Below are 14,730 nucleotides of genomic sequence, written 5' to 3' on the forward strand. Positions count from 1 at the left end.
GGGGTCACAGAGGTTTCGTACGGTTCACAGGGGTTGTAGCTGCTGTGAATCGTATGGAAGGTCTGTGACTCTGCGACTCGCCCAGCCAGACACGCCGAGCCACAACGCCACTCGCTCGAAACCGCTGATACCTCGTCAAGGAACTCTCGAAAACAGCACCACAGCCAGACGACCACGCCGGAACCCACGTTTCGGCACCTGACGTGCGCCTAAAGCCGGGTACGGCACCTGACGCGCTCAGCACTATGCCGGTAACTCCCGTGGCAGGCACACCACACTGGGCACGTCACCCTTCGGCAGCCAGCCAACAAGCCCAAACGCAAGGAATACCAACCCAACCCGCCCACAGCCCTGTACCCGACCAGCCGTATGCAGTGACGTGGCACCAACCCAAGCCACACATGTGCATCACTTCTCGGGATCTACACCTACTGAGCCCAGGCGAGTGAAAATCCCGAGAAGTGGCGCAGATTCCGAGAGCCCCGCAGCGCGGCTGTTCGCGCTACATCGCTAGATCCTGGTGGCGAGGAACTCGCGCACCAGCGGTACCGCTTCGGCGGGGTGCTCCGCTCGGATCGTCTCGCCGATCGATTCGAACTGCCATACCCCGTCGCTGCGGTACACCTTGCACATCACCAAGCCGGTGTGCGAGCCACCGGCGCTCAGGTCGTAGCGGGCGAGTTCGATGCCGGACACGCTATCGATCAAGCGGCAGAACGCATTCTCGATCTGCTCGAAGGTCTGGCCGGTGTAGCAGGTCACGATGAAGACCGCGGCGGTGATCTCGGGCGTCAGCCTGGTCAGATCGACGGTGATGATCTCGTTGTCGCCCTTGCCTTCGCCGGTCGTGCTGTCGCCGAGATGGCGCACCGCGCCGTCGCGCGAGCTCAACTGTTCGTGGTACACGACATCGGCGATCTGATCGCCGGCGAAGAGCAGCGCGGATGCGTTGAGGTCGATGTCCTTGCCGGGGGCGCCGAACCAGCGCGCCGGGCGGACCGGATCCCAGCCCAGCGCCATCGTCACGTAATCGAGGGCGGCGCCGTTTTCGTCGCGAAGCGTAGTGAACATCGGTGTCTCCCAACCTCGATCGGCCCGCCCCGCGCTCGCGGACCGGGTTTGCCGACCAGACTTCCCGGCGCACCTACCCGTAAAGATGCCGTAAATATGCGCGTAAAGCAAATGAGTTAGGTGATATAAGCGGCTGATCACCGACGATGAGCGAGGGGGCATCGATGTCTCGATTCGGCAGCATCCTGTGGCCTGCGGGTAGTCGAGCGGCCCTGGCCGTCGATGCGCAGACAGTGCGGGACCTGAATCTCGAGGAAATCTTCACCATCGTGACCCGCGGGGATCCGATATTGGCGCGCTATGTGCGCGCACCGGTGGCCGATCTGGACACTGCGATGTACCGGCAGGAGATATTTCGCGACTTCGGTCGCACGGAGCTGCGGGAACCCTTCGAAGAATTCGCGACGCAGCTGCGCATCGTGCACGCGTTCGCGACCGCGTCGGCCGAACAGCATCATCGCAGCACCGAGCACCGGTTGTATCTCGATGCGGTGCTCGGCTACGGCAGCGCTCTGCGGGCGCTCAGTGCGGCGCTTTCGGCTGTGCCCGGCACCTCCCGAGGATTGCGGAGTTGGCAGATCTACCTCGAAACATACTTGGCTACTGAACAATTCGAGGATCTGATGGACGCCGCGACGCGTGTCCAGGCCCGGCTCGACGCCGTCCGCTACACCATCTCCATCGACGGCCAGCAAGTGGCGGTGGCTCGGGACGACAACGCGCAGGACTACAGCGCGACCGTCGAGCAAGCCTTCGCGCCGCTCGTGTACGGGTTCCGTCCCGATCCTGCTCCGCCGGAAATCCTCTCCACCACAGTGCATTACGTGGAAGAGCAGATCGCCGACCGCGTCGCCGAACTGTTCCCGGCCGAATTCGCCGAGCTGGCGCAGTTCCGCGCCGCGCATCCCGAGTTCCTGGATCCCTCTGTCGAATCGTTCTATCAGGAGCTGCGGTTCTATCTATCCTTCCTCGAATTCGTGGATCATCTGACCGGCGAAGGGTTCACGTTCAGCAGTCCGCGGTTGACCGAGCGGTTCGAGGAGATCGCGGTGACCGGAGGATACGATCTCGCGTTGGCGGTGCGGCTGCGTGGCGCCGAGCAATCAGTGGTGCCCAACGATTTCCGGCTCGTCGGCAGCGAGCGAGTGCTGGTGGTCACCGGACCGAATCAGGGCGGCAAGAGCACCTTCGCCCGCATGTTCGGTCAACTCGCCTATCTTGCGGCGCTCGGTTGTCCGGTGCCCGCGGCCAGTGCCACGCTCGTGCTCGCCGACCGCCTGTCCACCCATTTCGAGCGCACCGAAAGCGTCGAGCACTCGGCGGGCAAACTGCACGACGAACTCACCGAGGTGCGCGGTGCGATCCGCGCCTGCACCGCTCGCTCGCTGATCATCATGAACGAGACGTTCAGCTCGACCACTACGGCCGACGCGCTGCAGATCGGCGGTGCCGTACTGCGCCGCATCATCGAGCGGGGGGCGGTCGCGGTGTATGTCACGTTCCTCGACGAGCTGGCGAACCTGCACCCGGCCGTCGTCAGCATGGTGGCCGGAGTCGGTGACGATCCCACCACACGCACGTTCCGGATCGTGCGCAGACCCGCGGACGGCAAGGCGCATGCGGCCGCGATCGCGGATCTGTTCGGACTCGGTTACGCCGCCATAGCGGAACGGATCGCGCGATGAGAGTCGGTCTGCTGGAACCGGATTCCGCCGGGGCGCACACGGTGCGGCACGGTGCGACGGTGGTGCGGGATCTCGAGCTCGACATCGTGTTCGACGCGATGGCGGACGGTGATCCGTTTCTGCGCGACAGTGTCGAGGCGATCATGGTGCACGCGTCGACCGATCCGGTGACGATCAGATATCGCCAGGAAGTGCTCGCCGATTGCCTAGCCGACCCGGTCGCGGTCCGCCGTCTGTACGCGCTGGTGCGCGCCAGCGAGGGCGTGCGCCGCTGGACGATCGGCCGTGGCGGTGCGCCGCGAGCAAAGCTGAATCTCTCGCTGGAACCGCTCGCCGAACTGATCGGCCACCTCCGGCAGGTGCGCGCGGCGTGCGCGGCGCTCGGCCTGCGGTCGGCGGGTTTCGCGCGACTGTCGGCGCTGGTCACCTCGTCGTTCCCGGACGAAGTGCTCGATGCGGTCGAATCGCACGTCGAGGCACTGCATTTCGAGCACGGCATAGCACTGGGCGCCGGGCTCGGTACGGGCAACAAGCCGGTCGGCATCGTGCTGCGCGAGCCACCGCGACCGGCCCGGCGTGGCCTGTTCGGCGGCGATCGGCGCGCGCGGCATGGCTTCACCATCCCCGGCCAGGACGAGAAGGGGGCGGACTACCTTGCCCGGCTGATCGGGCGCGGGCTGTATCCGGTGGCCGAAATCGTTTCGCACGCCACGGATCTGATCGCCGATTTCCTCCTATCGCTGCGCACCGAGCTGGCGTTCTATCTCGGCTGCGTGAACCTGCACGAGCGGTTGACGGCCTCGGGCTATCCGCTGTGCTTTCCTGAGCCGCTGCCCGTGGGACGGCCCGAGCTGCGCTGCCGGGAATTACGCGATCCCACCCTGGCCTTGTCGTCGGGCGTGCCGGTCGGTGGGAACACGGTCGACGGATCGGGGCGTTCGCTGATCCTCGTCACGGGCGCGAACAGCGGTGGCAAATCGACCTTTCTGCGCAGCGTCGGCCTCGCTCAGGTGCTGCTGCAAGCCGGTATGTTCGTGCCGGCGGACAGCTTCGCGGCGGATGTGCGGACCGGCATCTTCACCCACTTCCGGATCCAGGACGACGCCACCATGACCTACGGGAGGCTGAAAGAGGAGCTGGCGCGGATTCGGGAGATCACCGATGCGATCCGGCCCGCCGCCCTGCTGCTGTGCAACGAGCCCTTCGCGTCGACGAACGAGCGGGAAGGAACCCAGATCGGCGGGCCGATCCTGCGGGCGCTGCACGATGCCGGCGTGAAAATCGTTTGCGTGACCCATCTTCACGATCTGGCCCGAGAGTTCTACGCCGGACAGACCGGGGCCGAGCTGTTCCTGCGGGCCGAGCGGTTGCCGGACGGCACGCGTACCTTCCGTGTGGTCGAAGGCGAGCCGGTGGCCACGAGTCATGGTGATGACGTGTTCCGTCGCGTCTTCGGCGACGACCGGATGTCGGTGTAGCGCACTATGGACGGGGAGGCGTCACGGATTTCCCGCGACGCGGATGGAGGCGGTCTCATGTCGGACACCAACAAGCGCAATCTCCTCTACTTCGAAAGTCCGTCCATGCGTGGGCTGTACGAGGCGATCGACGAGTGGCAGCAGTCCGCCGAGCGGCGGCTGCTCTCGCTCAGCGTCCAGCGCGACGGTGACAACTACTGCTGCATCGCGCTGACGAATCCGTCCGAGGTCGTGATCACCAGCCCCGACGGGCACAATCACGCCAACGTCAGTCGGTTCGGGACGCTGGCCGTCGACGCGGTTTAGCCGTCGCGCTGTCCATTTCGGTGAACGCGCCCGCGCGCGCGGCGAGCGCGGCGGTCGCCGCAGCGTGGGCGGGCAGGCCCGGATCGGGTGCGGTGCGTAGCAATATCAGCTGGTGGTAGAGCGGCGCGGTCGCGGCGATGAGCAGGGCGCGCGCGTCGACGCCGGGCTCGAGCTCGCCACGCCGGACCGCGCGTTCGACGACGATCTCCGATTGCGTATACCGGCCTTCCCATAGTCGCCGCAAGGCGTCGGCAGCTGCCGCGGAGCGGAACGAGACCGCGATCAGCGCCTCCGCGATGGAGGATTCCTCGGTCAACGAGTCCTGGATCTCCTGGTTGAGTGCGGTCAGGTCACCGTGCAGGGTGCCGGTGTCGCGCGGGTGCCAGTCGAGATCGCTCGCCGCGGCGAAGACGTCGGTGATCAGTCCGGCCACATCGCGCCAGCGGCGATACACCGTGGTGCGATGCACGCCCGCGCGCGCGGCGACGGTGTCGACGGTGAGCGCGTCGTAGCCGTGCTCGGTCAGTTCCGCGCGCACTGCGTCGAGGACCTGGTCCCGGATGCGTGCGGTACGGCCGCCCGGACGCTGCCGAGGGGACGAATCAGCTGGTGGAGGAGGCAATGTCGATGACCCGGTTGCTCTGGAGGGATAGGCTGTGGCACCATATTAACGCAACATTCGTCGCACTAGTGAGGTAGGCCGATGGTCATTCGAAGTGTTCGCCCGGTCCTGCGGTGCTCGGCCACCGCGTCCTCGAATGCTTCGGAGTGTGCCCATGCCAACCCAGATCACCGCGCACGCGGTCACCAAGTCCTTCCACGGTCGTCGCGTACTCGATGAGGTGACGTGTGTGTTCGCCGCGGGCGAGCGCACCGGGATCATCGGCGAGAACGGCTCCGGCAAGACCACCCTGCTGCGGCTGCTCGCCGGCCGGGAACAACCCGACGAGGGGGAGATCGTCGTCCACGCCGAGGGTGGCATCGGCTATCTCGCGCAGGACGAGTACCTGCCGCCGCAGCTGACCGTGCAGCAGGTCATCGACCGCGCGCTCGGCGAACTCCATGCGATCGAACACCGGATGCGCCGCCTCGAGTCCGCGATGGGGTCCGGCGATGAATCGGCTCTGACCGAATACGGTGAGCTGACAACAGTTTTCGAACTACGCGGCGGCTACGACGCGGATGCCCGGGTGGAACGGGCGCTGCACGGTCTCGGTCTCGGACTGGTCCGGCGCGAGCGGACCGTCGGCGAGCTGTCCGGCGGCGAACAGGTCCGGTTGCGCCTGGCCGCGGTGCTGGCCGCCGGATCGGAAGTACTGCTACTGGACGAGCCGACCAATCACCTCGACGACGACGCCCTGACCTGGCTGGAAGACCAGCTGCGCACCCGGCGCGGGACCACTGTGACGGTGTCGCACGACCGGACCTTCCTGGAACGGGTCGCGACCACCTTGCTCGAGGTCGATGCGGACCGGCGGCGCGTCGTCCGCTACGGCAACGGCTACGCGGGCTATCTGGCGGAGAAAGCGGCGGCGCGGGAACGCTGGGTACAAGCCCACGCGCGGTGGCAGGCCGATGTCGATCGGCTGCGCGAGTTCGCCGCCACCACCGCGCGTCGCGTCGCACCCGGCCGGGCGATGAAGGACAACAACAAGATGAGTTACGACCGAGCCGGTGGCCGGGTCCAGCAGTCGCTGGCCGGCCGGGTCCGCAATGCCGAGGAACGGTTGCGCCGGCACCTCGCCGAACCGGTACCGGCGCCCCCGGAACCGCTGCGCTTCCGGGCCGCACTGCATGCGGGACGGACGCAGGGCGCAGTGCTCGAGGCCACGGACGTCGCGGTCGAGGGCAGGCTGGAACGGATCGGTGTCACGGTGGGGGCGGGGGAGCGGCTGTTGATCACCGGGCCGAACGGGGCGGGCAAATCCACGCTGTTGCGGGTGCTGGCCGGCACGCTCGCGCCGGATCGCGGCACGGTGCGCCGGCGCGGCCGGGTGGGATATCTCGCGCAGGAACCGCTGCCCGCCGCGCCCGGTGAGACACTGCTCGCCGCCTTCGGCCGGGGGCGCGGCGGTGCGGCCGATCAGCACGCCGAGGTGTTGATGTCGCTCGGCCTGTTCGACCGCGCCCGGCTCTCGACCCGGGTGGCGGATCTGTCCACCGGGCAGCGGCAGCGACTCGCGTTGGCGCGCTTGGTCACCGAACCCGTCGACGCGCTGCTGCTCGACGAACCCACCAACCACCTGTCACCCGGCCTGGTCGAGGAGCTGGAGACAGCCTTGGACGACTACCGTGGCGCGCTCGTGATCGTCAGCCACGATCGGCGGCTGCGAGCGCGCTGGCAGGGTGCGCACCTCGCCCTGCGGGCCTGCGTCTCCGTCTGATCAACCGATTACCCACGCACCGAAGGAGTTTCACCGTGCCCGACAGTCCTGTGCGGCTGCCCGCCGACCCGACCGTGCTGCATCCCATGCCCGGCCAGCCGCGCGTGGTGCAACTGCGGCCCCTGCTCACCTCGCCCCTGATCGAGGTCGGGGACTATTCCTATTACGACGACCCGGACGACGCGACCGCGTTCGAAACCCGCAACGTGCTGTACCACTACGGGCCGGAGAAGCTGATCATCGGGAAGTTCTGCGCGCTGGGCACCGGCACGCGGTTCATCATGAACGGCGCCAACCACCGAATGGACGGCCCGTCGACGTTTCCCTTTCCCACCATGGGCGGTTCCTGGGCAGAGCACTTCGACCTGCTCACCGACCTGCCGAATCGCGGCGACACCGTGGTGGGCAACGACGTGTGGTTCGGCAACGGCGTCACCGTGATGCCCGGTGCGCGCATCGGGCACGGCGCGATCATCAGCACCGGGTCCGTGGTCACCGGCTCGGTCCCCGATTACGGCATCGTCGGCGGTAATCCGGCCCGGCTCATCCGAACCCGCTACAGCGACAACGACATCGCGCGGCTGCTCGCCGTCGCGTGGTGGGACTGGCCCACCGAACATCTCACCGCGCACATCCGGACCATCATGTCCGGCACCATCGATGACTTGGAGGTCGCCGCTGCATCCCTGAACTGACGCGAAATGCCCTATGCGACAGGAGCTTTGCTGGCGGTAGGCGCCGCCGAGGGGAGGAAGGCCGGGCGGCGGTCCAGGCGCGCCCGGTCGACGGGCGCGGCGAAATGGTAGTCCAGGCGGCGGGCCGCTTCGGCCCAGTCGCGCATGGTGCGGACGGAGGTGAGGGTCCGGACGACGAAAGGGTCCGACCAGCGCGCGAGTGCGCGCTCCCACAGGAGCATCGGGGGTTCATCGAGGACGCTGCCGACGGTGCCCTCGTAGATGGGCATCGCGTGCACCTCACCGTCGGGCCGGACATGCATGATGGGCAGGACGCTGCCCTCGGCGACATGGTCTGGGTGGATCATGTCGTGCCAGTGGTCATCGATCCGGATATCCAGTCCCGCAGGCGCGATGTCGCGCAGGTGCGCGAGATACTCAGGGCTGAGCAGGCGTCGGGATTCGGCGTCGTCCAGCAGTTCGTGATCGACGAACCCGGCGCGGTTGGCGAGTCCGGCGGGCATGGTCACGGTGAATACCAGATGCCGCAGTTCGGGAAACCGGGGCGCGATGGTCGTGCAGAACTCCTCGACCTGATGCAGGTTGCTGCGCATGATCGACACCTCGATGCCGAGCGTGCCGGGTGTCTGCCCCTCGGCTTTCATCCGGCGGGAGGTGTCGTCGAGAAGTTGCACCGCTGCCAGGCCCCGCTCGAAGGCGCGCGCCCGGCCTCGGATGCGGTCGTGCACCTCGGCGGTGGCGCCGTCCATGCTGACCGCGACAGTACTGAAGTGCCGCAACGATTCTTCGGCCTTGTGCGCGTCCACGGGCAGGCCGCTCGTGTAGAGGATGACGGAGATGCCCGCCTGCGCGAAGCGCTCGGCGATCTCGAAGACGCCGTCCACCAGCAACGGTTCGCCGCCGGCGATCGCCACCTCCTGCGGACGCAGCGAAAGGAACGCGTCCGCCATCCGGAAGAGTTGGTCGCGCGCCGGATGCAAGGTCGGCCGTCGGCCCGATTCGGAATAACAGTGCACGCAGCGCAGCGGGCACGCGTAGGTGATATCCCAGATTATTCCTACCGGACCTTGGCTGACGTCCACGGGAAACCCCTTCCCCCAGAATAATTCGGTTGAGTGCCGTTCACGGTAGTGCGGCCGCGGAGCGGGAGCGACCCGCTGGTTCGGTGAGCGGACCGGCGCATGGCGATTCGGTTACCGCACGCCGAACAATGATGGCGCGTCCGGTAATTCAGCCGGTCGCCGTCGGGCCGGTGTCGACCCGATTCGAGAAAGGAAGCGACGATGGAGCGAGAGATCGAGCAGCTGAGCACGGATGTGGCCGCGCTGCAGACGCTGCCGGAACGTGATCGCGGTGCCGGCGCGGTCATCTGGCCGGACCCCACCCGGGGCTCGGCCTGCCACGGTGACCAGTGAGCCGGGTGCTTTCCGTGTGACGTCGCGGAGGGGAGTGCTGTCCCCTCCGCACGCCCATTGAAAGGCGCCACCGCGCAAAGGAATCGGGGACGGGATGGTGTATCCGGAGGCCGGGGCGACATTCGCCGATCTGGCGCAGCGCCATCTCGCCGGGCGCTCCGATCGGCGAATCTGGACCGACAGTGTCTGGTGCCATTTGAGCCCGGTGAATTATCGCCCGCCCCGGCAGGGGTGGAAGCTGCATATTTCGGCTACGGTCGGTTCGGCCGCCACCGTACTCGACCGCACGCTCGATATTGTGCTGCGCACCGAATGCTCGGGCAAATTCGCCGCTTCGCTCGAACAGGTGCGCCGGTTGAATTCGGCCGACTATCCGCGCGGTGGCGCAGGCAAATTCATCACCGTCTATCCCCGCGACGATGCACAGCTACGTGTCTTGGCGGCGCTGCTCCACGAAGCCACCGCCGGGCTCGCCGGGCCCGCGATTCTGTCCGACCGGCCCTATGCCGCAGGCAGTCTGGTGCACTACCGCTACGGAGAGTTCCTCGGCGAGGACGTCATCGGCGGCGACGGCGACTACCTGCCGATGCTGACCGCGCCGGACGGCAGCAAGGTCGAGGATCGGCGCGACGCGTGGTTCGCGCCGCCGGTATGGGCGGCCGATCCCTTCGGGCGGCCCCGCTCGACGGGAAACGCGACGGGCGTTGTGCTGCTGGCGAATCGGTTCGAGGTGCGCCGGGCGATCGTGCACGCCAACAAGGGCGGCGTCTTCGAGGCAACCGACCGGCTCACCGGCGCGGAGGTGGTGGTCAAACAGGCGCGGGCAGGCGTCGGCGACGGCCCGCACGGCTGGAACGTGCAGGACGCGCTGCGCAACGAAGCCGAGATGCTGGACCTGCTGACCCCGTTGGCGCCGCGTCGACTCGCCCTTTTCGAACAACAGCACGACCTCTTCCTGGTTCAGGAGATGATCGCGGGCACCACCTTTCTCGAGTGGCGTGGCCGCAGACACGGTGCGCTGGACTGGCGCGCGACGGCGCTGCGGCTCACCGAGTTGCTGGCCGCCGTGCACGCGCGCGACGTAGTCCTGCAGGACTTCTCTGCCTCGAATGTGATGGTCCGCCCGGACGATTCGCTGGCGCTGGTAGACCTGGAGTTCGCGAGCCGGCCCGGATCTACTCGGATGACCGGCTGGACCCCGGATTACGCCGCGCCGGAGCAGATTTCGGGCGCGGCGGCGGATTTCGCGGCGGATCGTCATGCGCTGGGCGCACTGCTGTTCCTGCTGTGCTCGGGTACCAAGCCGAGCTTCGCGCCCGACGATCCGCCCGCCAGGAGCAAGGCCACGCGCCTCGCGCGATTTCTCGAGCTGGCCGCCGAGACCGACCGCGAAATCGCCACGGCGCGTCCGCTGTTGCTCGGCCTGCTCGCGGACGACCCGGCAGAGCGCTGGCGGCTGCACCGCGTCCGCGACTTTCTCACCGGCGATCAGCGGGACCAGCCGCGACCACGGGTTCGGCACCGGACAACCGATATCGACCGCCTGCTGGACGACGGCATCGACTATCTTCTCGACACGATGACGCCCGCGGGGGAGCGCCTCTGGCCGGTCAGCAACGGCGGCAAACGCAGCGATCCGTGCAACGTCTACCACGGTGCGGCCGGTGTCCTCGCCACATTGACCCGTGTCGCCGAGGTCCGCGGCGATGCACGAGTGCTCGCGGCATTGCCGATGGCCGCCGACTGGATCATCGACCGGGCGACCGCACGAAACCCGGTGCCCGGACTGTATATCGGCCGCTCCGGTACCGCGGTCGCGCTGTGCACGGCAGGCCGGATCCTGGATTCCGAACGACTGGTCCGCGCGGCTACGCAGCTGTTCGGCGAGGTGCCGCGCGACTGGCCGAACAACGATGTCACCCACGGTCTCGCCGGTGCCGGATGCGCGGCACTGCTGCTCTGGTCGGCGACCGGCCGGGCCGAATTCCGTGACCGCGCAGCCGAGTACGCCGCAGTGCTCACCGAGCGAGCCGAGCGCCGGGACGGTGTGCTGGTCTGGCCGGTGCCGCACGATTACGACTCCCGCTACGCAGGCTTCATCGACTACGGTTTCGCGCACGGCACCGCGGGAATCGGTGCGTTTCTCCTTGCCGCGGGTAGTCGTCTGGACGAGCCGCGGTGGCTGGAGCTTGCCGCCGACGCCGCCGAAAGCCTTTGTGGCACAGTCGTGCACACGGATGTGGGCGCGCTGTGGCCGATCGGGCCCCGGGATACCACGCGCCTGCTCGACCACTGGTGCAGCGGATCGGCGGGCATCGGCACGTTCCTGCTGCAGTACTGGCGGGCGAGCGGGGACCGGCACGCGCTGCGCTGGGCCGAGCGCGCCGCCGACGCGGTGTGGGCGCGCCGCTGGCGGGCCGGGCCCACGCTGTGCCACGGTCTCGCGGGCAGCGGGGAGTTGCTGCTCGATCTGTTCGCGGCGACGGGAGACGAGCGCGCGCGAGCGCGGGCCGAGGGGATCGCCGCCGCGCTCGCAGTCCGGGCCGGTAGGCATCGGGGACATCTGCTGGCCGCGGACGAGACGGGCAGCGCCTATGGCGCCGACTACGCCGTCGGCGTGGCGGGCTGGGTCGATTTCTTGCTGCGGCTAAAGCACGGCAACCCAAGGGCGTGGCTGGTCGAACCACGCTGACCACACCGGGCATCGCCGAGTACTTCGCGTGGCGAAACGAAATGCGGAACAATCGCTGTGCACAGCGAAGGGTTCGCCATGAACGTAGCCGATTCGGATCGACCCGAGACGCCCGTCCGACGCCTGGATCGGCGCCGCGTACTCGGCATGATGGCCGCCGCGCCCGTTGCGGTGCCGTTGCTCCGCGCTGCCGCGGCGACGGCGGCGCCCCGGCCGCGGCCGAACATCCTCGTGCTCATGACCGATCAGGAGCGGGCGGAGGTGGTGCTGCCGCCGGGATTGGAGCTGCCGACGCGGGCCCGGCTGGCGGCGAACGGGGTGCGCTTCGCCATGCATCACACGCCCACCGCGCCCTGCTCGCCCGCACGCTCCACCCTTTTCACCGGACTGCACGCCCCGGTGAGCGGCATGCTCGACAACGTGCGCGGCAACGATCTGATGGGCACGGTGCTGGGCGCGATCCAGACCTGGAGTCCCGACCTCGACACGGCGGTCCCGACCCTCGGCACCGTGTTGCGGGCTTCCGGCTACCGCACCGCCTACATCGGCAAATGGCATCTGTCCGACTCGGTGGCCGCCGATCCGATGGCGTTGTCCGGGTACGGGTTCGACGAGGCCCACGACATCCTGTCGGCGGGCGGCCCGAACGAGGGCACCCGGCAGGACCCGGGCGTGGTCGGCCACGCCGTCGACTGGCTGCAACGCCACGGCGGTGATCCGGAACCGTGGTTGTGTGTGGTGAGCATGGTGAATCCGCACGACATGATGTTCTGCCCGCGCCTGTACCGGTTCGAGGACGTGCCGGAGTACGGCGCCGACGTGCCGCCGAATTTCGAGTCCGATCTGACCACCAAGCCGCGGGTACAGAGCCGGTGGCGCACCATCAACGGCATTGTCGGTGGACCCATGCCGACCGAGCTGGACTCACCGGAGGCTCATCGGCAGTGGCGGCGCTGGGGCAACTGGTATCTCGAATTGCTGCGCCGCACCGACGAATTGAGCGGGCAGGTGCTGGCCGCCCTGGAGCGCAGCGGAGCCGCGGACAACACCGTGGTGGTGCAGGTCGCCGATCACGGCGAACTCGGGGGCGCCCACGGTCTGCGGCAGAAGGGGGCGATGATCTATCGGGAGAACAATCGGGTGCCGCTGGTCATCGCCGATCCTCGGGCTCCCGCCGGGCACGGCAGGACCGCGAATACGCTGACCTCCCATATCGATCTGGTGCCGACGCTGGCGGCGCTGGCCGGGATCGACGGCGCCGCAGCGAATTCGGGGCCGGGCCGGAATCTGGTTCCGGTGCTGGCCGATCCGGCGCGCACGGTTCGGGACGCGATCCTGCTCACCTCGGACGCGAAATCCAGTGGGGGACAGCTGCCGGGCAGCCGGTACTGTCTGCGCGGCGCGATCACCGCCCGCTACAGCTTCGGCCGATACTCCACTGCGGAGCAGCTCGACGGGCCGCGCGACGAGTTCGAGTACGAACTCTACGATCGCCAGGCCGACCCGCTGGAGCTGCACAATCTCGCGCACGGCGGCGGCGCGGCCGGACTGGTCGAGGACTTGAACGATCTGGTCGATTCGCTGCTCGCCCGGGAATTGCGCCGCCCTGACACCGAAACCCGTTGAGCCGCGGTGGTTCCGGGCCGTCAGGTCGCCGAGGCGCGCTGCGCGCGGCGGGCGGCGACGGAGCCGAACGTCTCCCGGTCGGCGAGAAAGCCATCGAGGGCGAAGGTGGCGGCGCCGAGGCTGGCCGGATTGTGCGGCAGTGCCGAGAGTTGCAGGGTCACCGCGTCGAAGGGGTCGGTCATCGCGTGATGGGCGGCCACGCGCCGGGTCACCTCGAGCAACGGCGGGCCGAGATGATCGGCGATCAGATCGCCGAAGACCATGGTGCGCGGATTGAACAGGTTGACCAGATTGGCCACGGCAACACCGAGATAGTGGCCGGTCCGGTCGATCACCGCCAGGGCGAGCGGGTCCTCGCGATCGGCCGCCGCGGCGATCGCCGCGATGGTGGCGGCATCGTCGGACGCGAGCATCGTGCTGACCGGGTCGAGTTCGCGCAGGGTGCGCACGATCCCGGGCGCGCCGACGTACGCCTCCACGCAACCTTTTCGCCCGCAACGGCATTCGCGCCCGTCGAGCACGAGATTGGTGTGGCCCCATTCGCCCGCGCTGTTGCTGACGCCGCGGTAGAGCATCCCGTCGACGACCACGCCGATGCCGACGCCCGCGCGCAGTGTCACCACGATCAGATCGTCCACATCGCGGCCCGCGCCGAACCAGAGATGCGCCGCGGTGCTGGCTTTGAGCGGATTGTCGAGATAGAGCGGATGCGGGAGCTGGTCGTCGAGCAGCTCCTTGAGCGGCACATCATGCCAATGCCAGTACGGCGAGAAGACCGAGATCCCGCCCTCGGGCTCGACCAGACCCGGCACGCTCAAGCCGGCGCCGAGTACCTTGTCGGCGTCGCCGGCGGTGAGTTCGCGGATGCCGCGAATGATGAGCGCGGCGACATCGTGCGGCTCGGTGGCGGCCGGGTCCACGGGGATCTCCACCGCGCGCACCGCTGTCATGGCAAGGTCGAAAAGGTCGAAGTGGATGGCTGTTTCGGCGATGTCGACGCCGACCAGCAGGCCGCGGTCGGGGTTGATCGCGAGCCGGGCCCGGGGCCTGCCGATGCCCGGCGCGTCGTGACCGAGCTCCACGAGCACACCGACGTCGAGCAGTTCGGCGATCATGTTGCCGACCGTGGCGAACGAGAGCCCGGTCGCGCGGGCGATGTCCTGCCTGCTGATATGGCCGTCGGCGGCGTACACCGCCTGTAGTACGCCGAACCTGTTGCGGCGCCGGATGTCGCGCGCGGTCAGCTGGTACACGGTCGGGTCTCCTCCTGCGCTGGTGGCGTCAACATACCGAACTACTTCGACCAACAGTATTTACAACGGTTAGTGGAAGTCTTACTGTAACCCGCATCACTATGCGACGCGAGTATGCGTCAGAT

Annotated in this window: 12 protein-coding genes; 8 read left to right on the top strand and 4 right to left on the bottom strand. The window is 68.0% G+C overall.

Annotated elements, in window-relative coordinates; genetic code table 11:
* Nucleotides 1-510: 510 nt before the first annotated feature.
* On the bottom strand, nucleotides 511-1,071 hold the full coding sequence (locus tag NBRGI_RS39555; protein WP_029902917.1) for a TerD family protein: 561 nt from the start codon (nucleotides 1,069-1,071) through the stop codon (nucleotides 511-513).
* Between the two features lie 164 nt (nucleotides 1,072-1,235).
* On the opposite strand from NBRGI_RS39555, the gene NBRGI_RS39560 reads away from it, so the two are divergent.
* From NBRGI_RS39560 to NBRGI_RS39570, 3 genes are read left to right on the top strand one after another with little or no spacing between them, the layout of a single operon-like run.
* On the top strand, nucleotides 1,236-2,756 hold the full coding sequence (locus NBRGI_RS39560; RefSeq protein ID WP_029902919.1) for a MutS-related protein: 1,521 nt from the start codon (nucleotides 1,236-1,238) through the stop codon (nucleotides 2,754-2,756).
* A complete protein-coding gene (locus NBRGI_RS39565) occupies nucleotides 2,753-4,234 on the top strand; it encodes a MutS-related protein (RefSeq protein ID WP_029902921.1) in 1,482 nt (493 codons plus the stop codon). Before NBRGI_RS39560 ends, NBRGI_RS39565 begins: the two co-directional genes overlap by 4 nt.
* A 57-nt stretch (nucleotides 4,235-4,291) precedes the next feature.
* Complete coding sequence (locus tag NBRGI_RS39570) at nucleotides 4,292-4,540, top strand: hypothetical protein (RefSeq protein ID WP_029902923.1); 249 nt, start codon at nucleotides 4,292-4,294, stop codon at nucleotides 4,538-4,540.
* Here NBRGI_RS39570 and NBRGI_RS39575 read toward each other — a convergent pair.
* Complete coding sequence (locus NBRGI_RS39575) at nucleotides 4,503-5,078, bottom strand: TetR/AcrR family transcriptional regulator (protein WP_235211267.1); 576 nt, start codon at nucleotides 5,076-5,078, stop codon at nucleotides 4,503-4,505. The two genes, NBRGI_RS39570 and NBRGI_RS39575, sit on opposite strands and share 38 nt — an antisense overlap.
* A gap of 238 nt (nucleotides 5,079-5,316) precedes the next feature.
* On the opposite strand from NBRGI_RS39575, the gene abc-f reads away from it, so the two are divergent.
* Nucleotides 5,317-6,924, top strand: coding sequence for a ribosomal protection-like ABC-F family protein (abc-f, locus tag NBRGI_RS39580; protein WP_029902926.1), 1,608 nt, complete (start codon nucleotides 5,317-5,319; stop codon nucleotides 6,922-6,924).
* Nucleotides 6,925-7,010: 86 nt separating this feature from the next.
* On the top strand, nucleotides 7,011-7,619 hold the full coding sequence (locus tag NBRGI_RS39585; protein ID WP_063726378.1) for a CatB-related O-acetyltransferase: 609 nt from the start codon (nucleotides 7,011-7,013) through the stop codon (nucleotides 7,617-7,619).
* Between the two features lie 11 nt (nucleotides 7,620-7,630).
* Here the strand turns inward: NBRGI_RS39585 and NBRGI_RS39590 are convergent, their stop codons facing one another.
* The gene (locus tag NBRGI_RS39590) at nucleotides 7,631-8,701 is read right to left on the bottom strand and encodes a radical SAM protein (RefSeq protein ID WP_235211268.1); all 1,071 of its coding nucleotides are present in this window, start codon (nucleotides 8,699-8,701) and stop codon (nucleotides 7,631-7,633) included.
* Nucleotides 8,702-8,902: 201 nt separating this feature from the next.
* On the opposite strand from NBRGI_RS39590, the gene NBRGI_RS49755 reads away from it, so the two are divergent.
* The 3 genes from NBRGI_RS49755 (at nucleotide 8,903) to NBRGI_RS39605 (ending at nucleotide 13,352) form a co-directional block, all read left to right on the top strand.
* Entirely contained in the window at nucleotides 8,903-9,034 is a 132-nt protein-coding gene (locus tag NBRGI_RS49755; RefSeq protein ID WP_268808469.1) for a hypothetical protein, read from the top strand.
* A gap of 94 nt (nucleotides 9,035-9,128) precedes the next feature.
* On the top strand, nucleotides 9,129-11,726 hold the full coding sequence (lanL, locus tag NBRGI_RS39600; protein ID WP_051728390.1) for a class IV lanthionine synthetase LanL: 2,598 nt from the start codon (nucleotides 9,129-9,131) through the stop codon (nucleotides 11,724-11,726).
* Nucleotides 11,727-11,804: 78 nt separating this feature from the next.
* Nucleotides 11,805-13,352, top strand: coding sequence for a sulfatase-like hydrolase/transferase (locus NBRGI_RS39605; protein WP_148311140.1), 1,548 nt, complete (start codon nucleotides 11,805-11,807; stop codon nucleotides 13,350-13,352).
* 20 nt (nucleotides 13,353-13,372) lie between these two features.
* Here the strand turns inward: NBRGI_RS39605 and NBRGI_RS39610 are convergent, their stop codons facing one another.
* Entirely contained in the window at nucleotides 13,373-14,605 is a 1,233-nt protein-coding gene (locus NBRGI_RS39610; protein WP_029902934.1) for an ROK family transcriptional regulator, read from the bottom strand.
* Nucleotides 14,606-14,730: the final 125 nt, after the last annotated feature.

This window comes from Nocardia brasiliensis IFM 10847 (assembly GCF_000710915.1).
Classification (GTDB): domain Bacteria; phylum Actinomycetota; class Actinomycetes; order Mycobacteriales; family Mycobacteriaceae; genus Nocardia; species Nocardia brasiliensis_A.

Coding starts and splice junctions, on each gene's coding strand:
- NBRGI_RS49755 (WP_268808469.1), top strand. CDS start 8,903: ATGGAGCGAGAGATCGAGCAGCTGAGCACGGATGTGGCCGCGCTGCAG.
- NBRGI_RS39555 (WP_029902917.1), bottom strand. CDS start 1,071: ATGTTCACTACGCTTCGCGACGAAAACGGCGCCGCCCTCGATTACGTG.
- NBRGI_RS39605 (WP_148311140.1), top strand. CDS start 11,805: ATGAACGTAGCCGATTCGGATCGACCCGAGACGCCCGTCCGACGCCTG.
- NBRGI_RS39565 (WP_029902921.1), top strand. CDS start 2,753: ATGAGAGTCGGTCTGCTGGAACCGGATTCCGCCGGGGCGCACACGGTG.
- lanL (WP_051728390.1), top strand. CDS start 9,129: ATGGTGTATCCGGAGGCCGGGGCGACATTCGCCGATCTGGCGCAGCGC.
- NBRGI_RS39560 (WP_029902919.1), top strand. CDS start 1,236: ATGTCTCGATTCGGCAGCATCCTGTGGCCTGCGGGTAGTCGAGCGGCC.
- abc-f (WP_029902926.1), top strand. CDS start 5,317: ATGCCAACCCAGATCACCGCGCACGCGGTCACCAAGTCCTTCCACGGT.
- NBRGI_RS39585 (WP_063726378.1), top strand. CDS start 7,011: ATGCCCGGCCAGCCGCGCGTGGTGCAACTGCGGCCCCTGCTCACCTCG.
- NBRGI_RS39570 (WP_029902923.1), top strand. CDS start 4,292: ATGTCGGACACCAACAAGCGCAATCTCCTCTACTTCGAAAGTCCGTCC.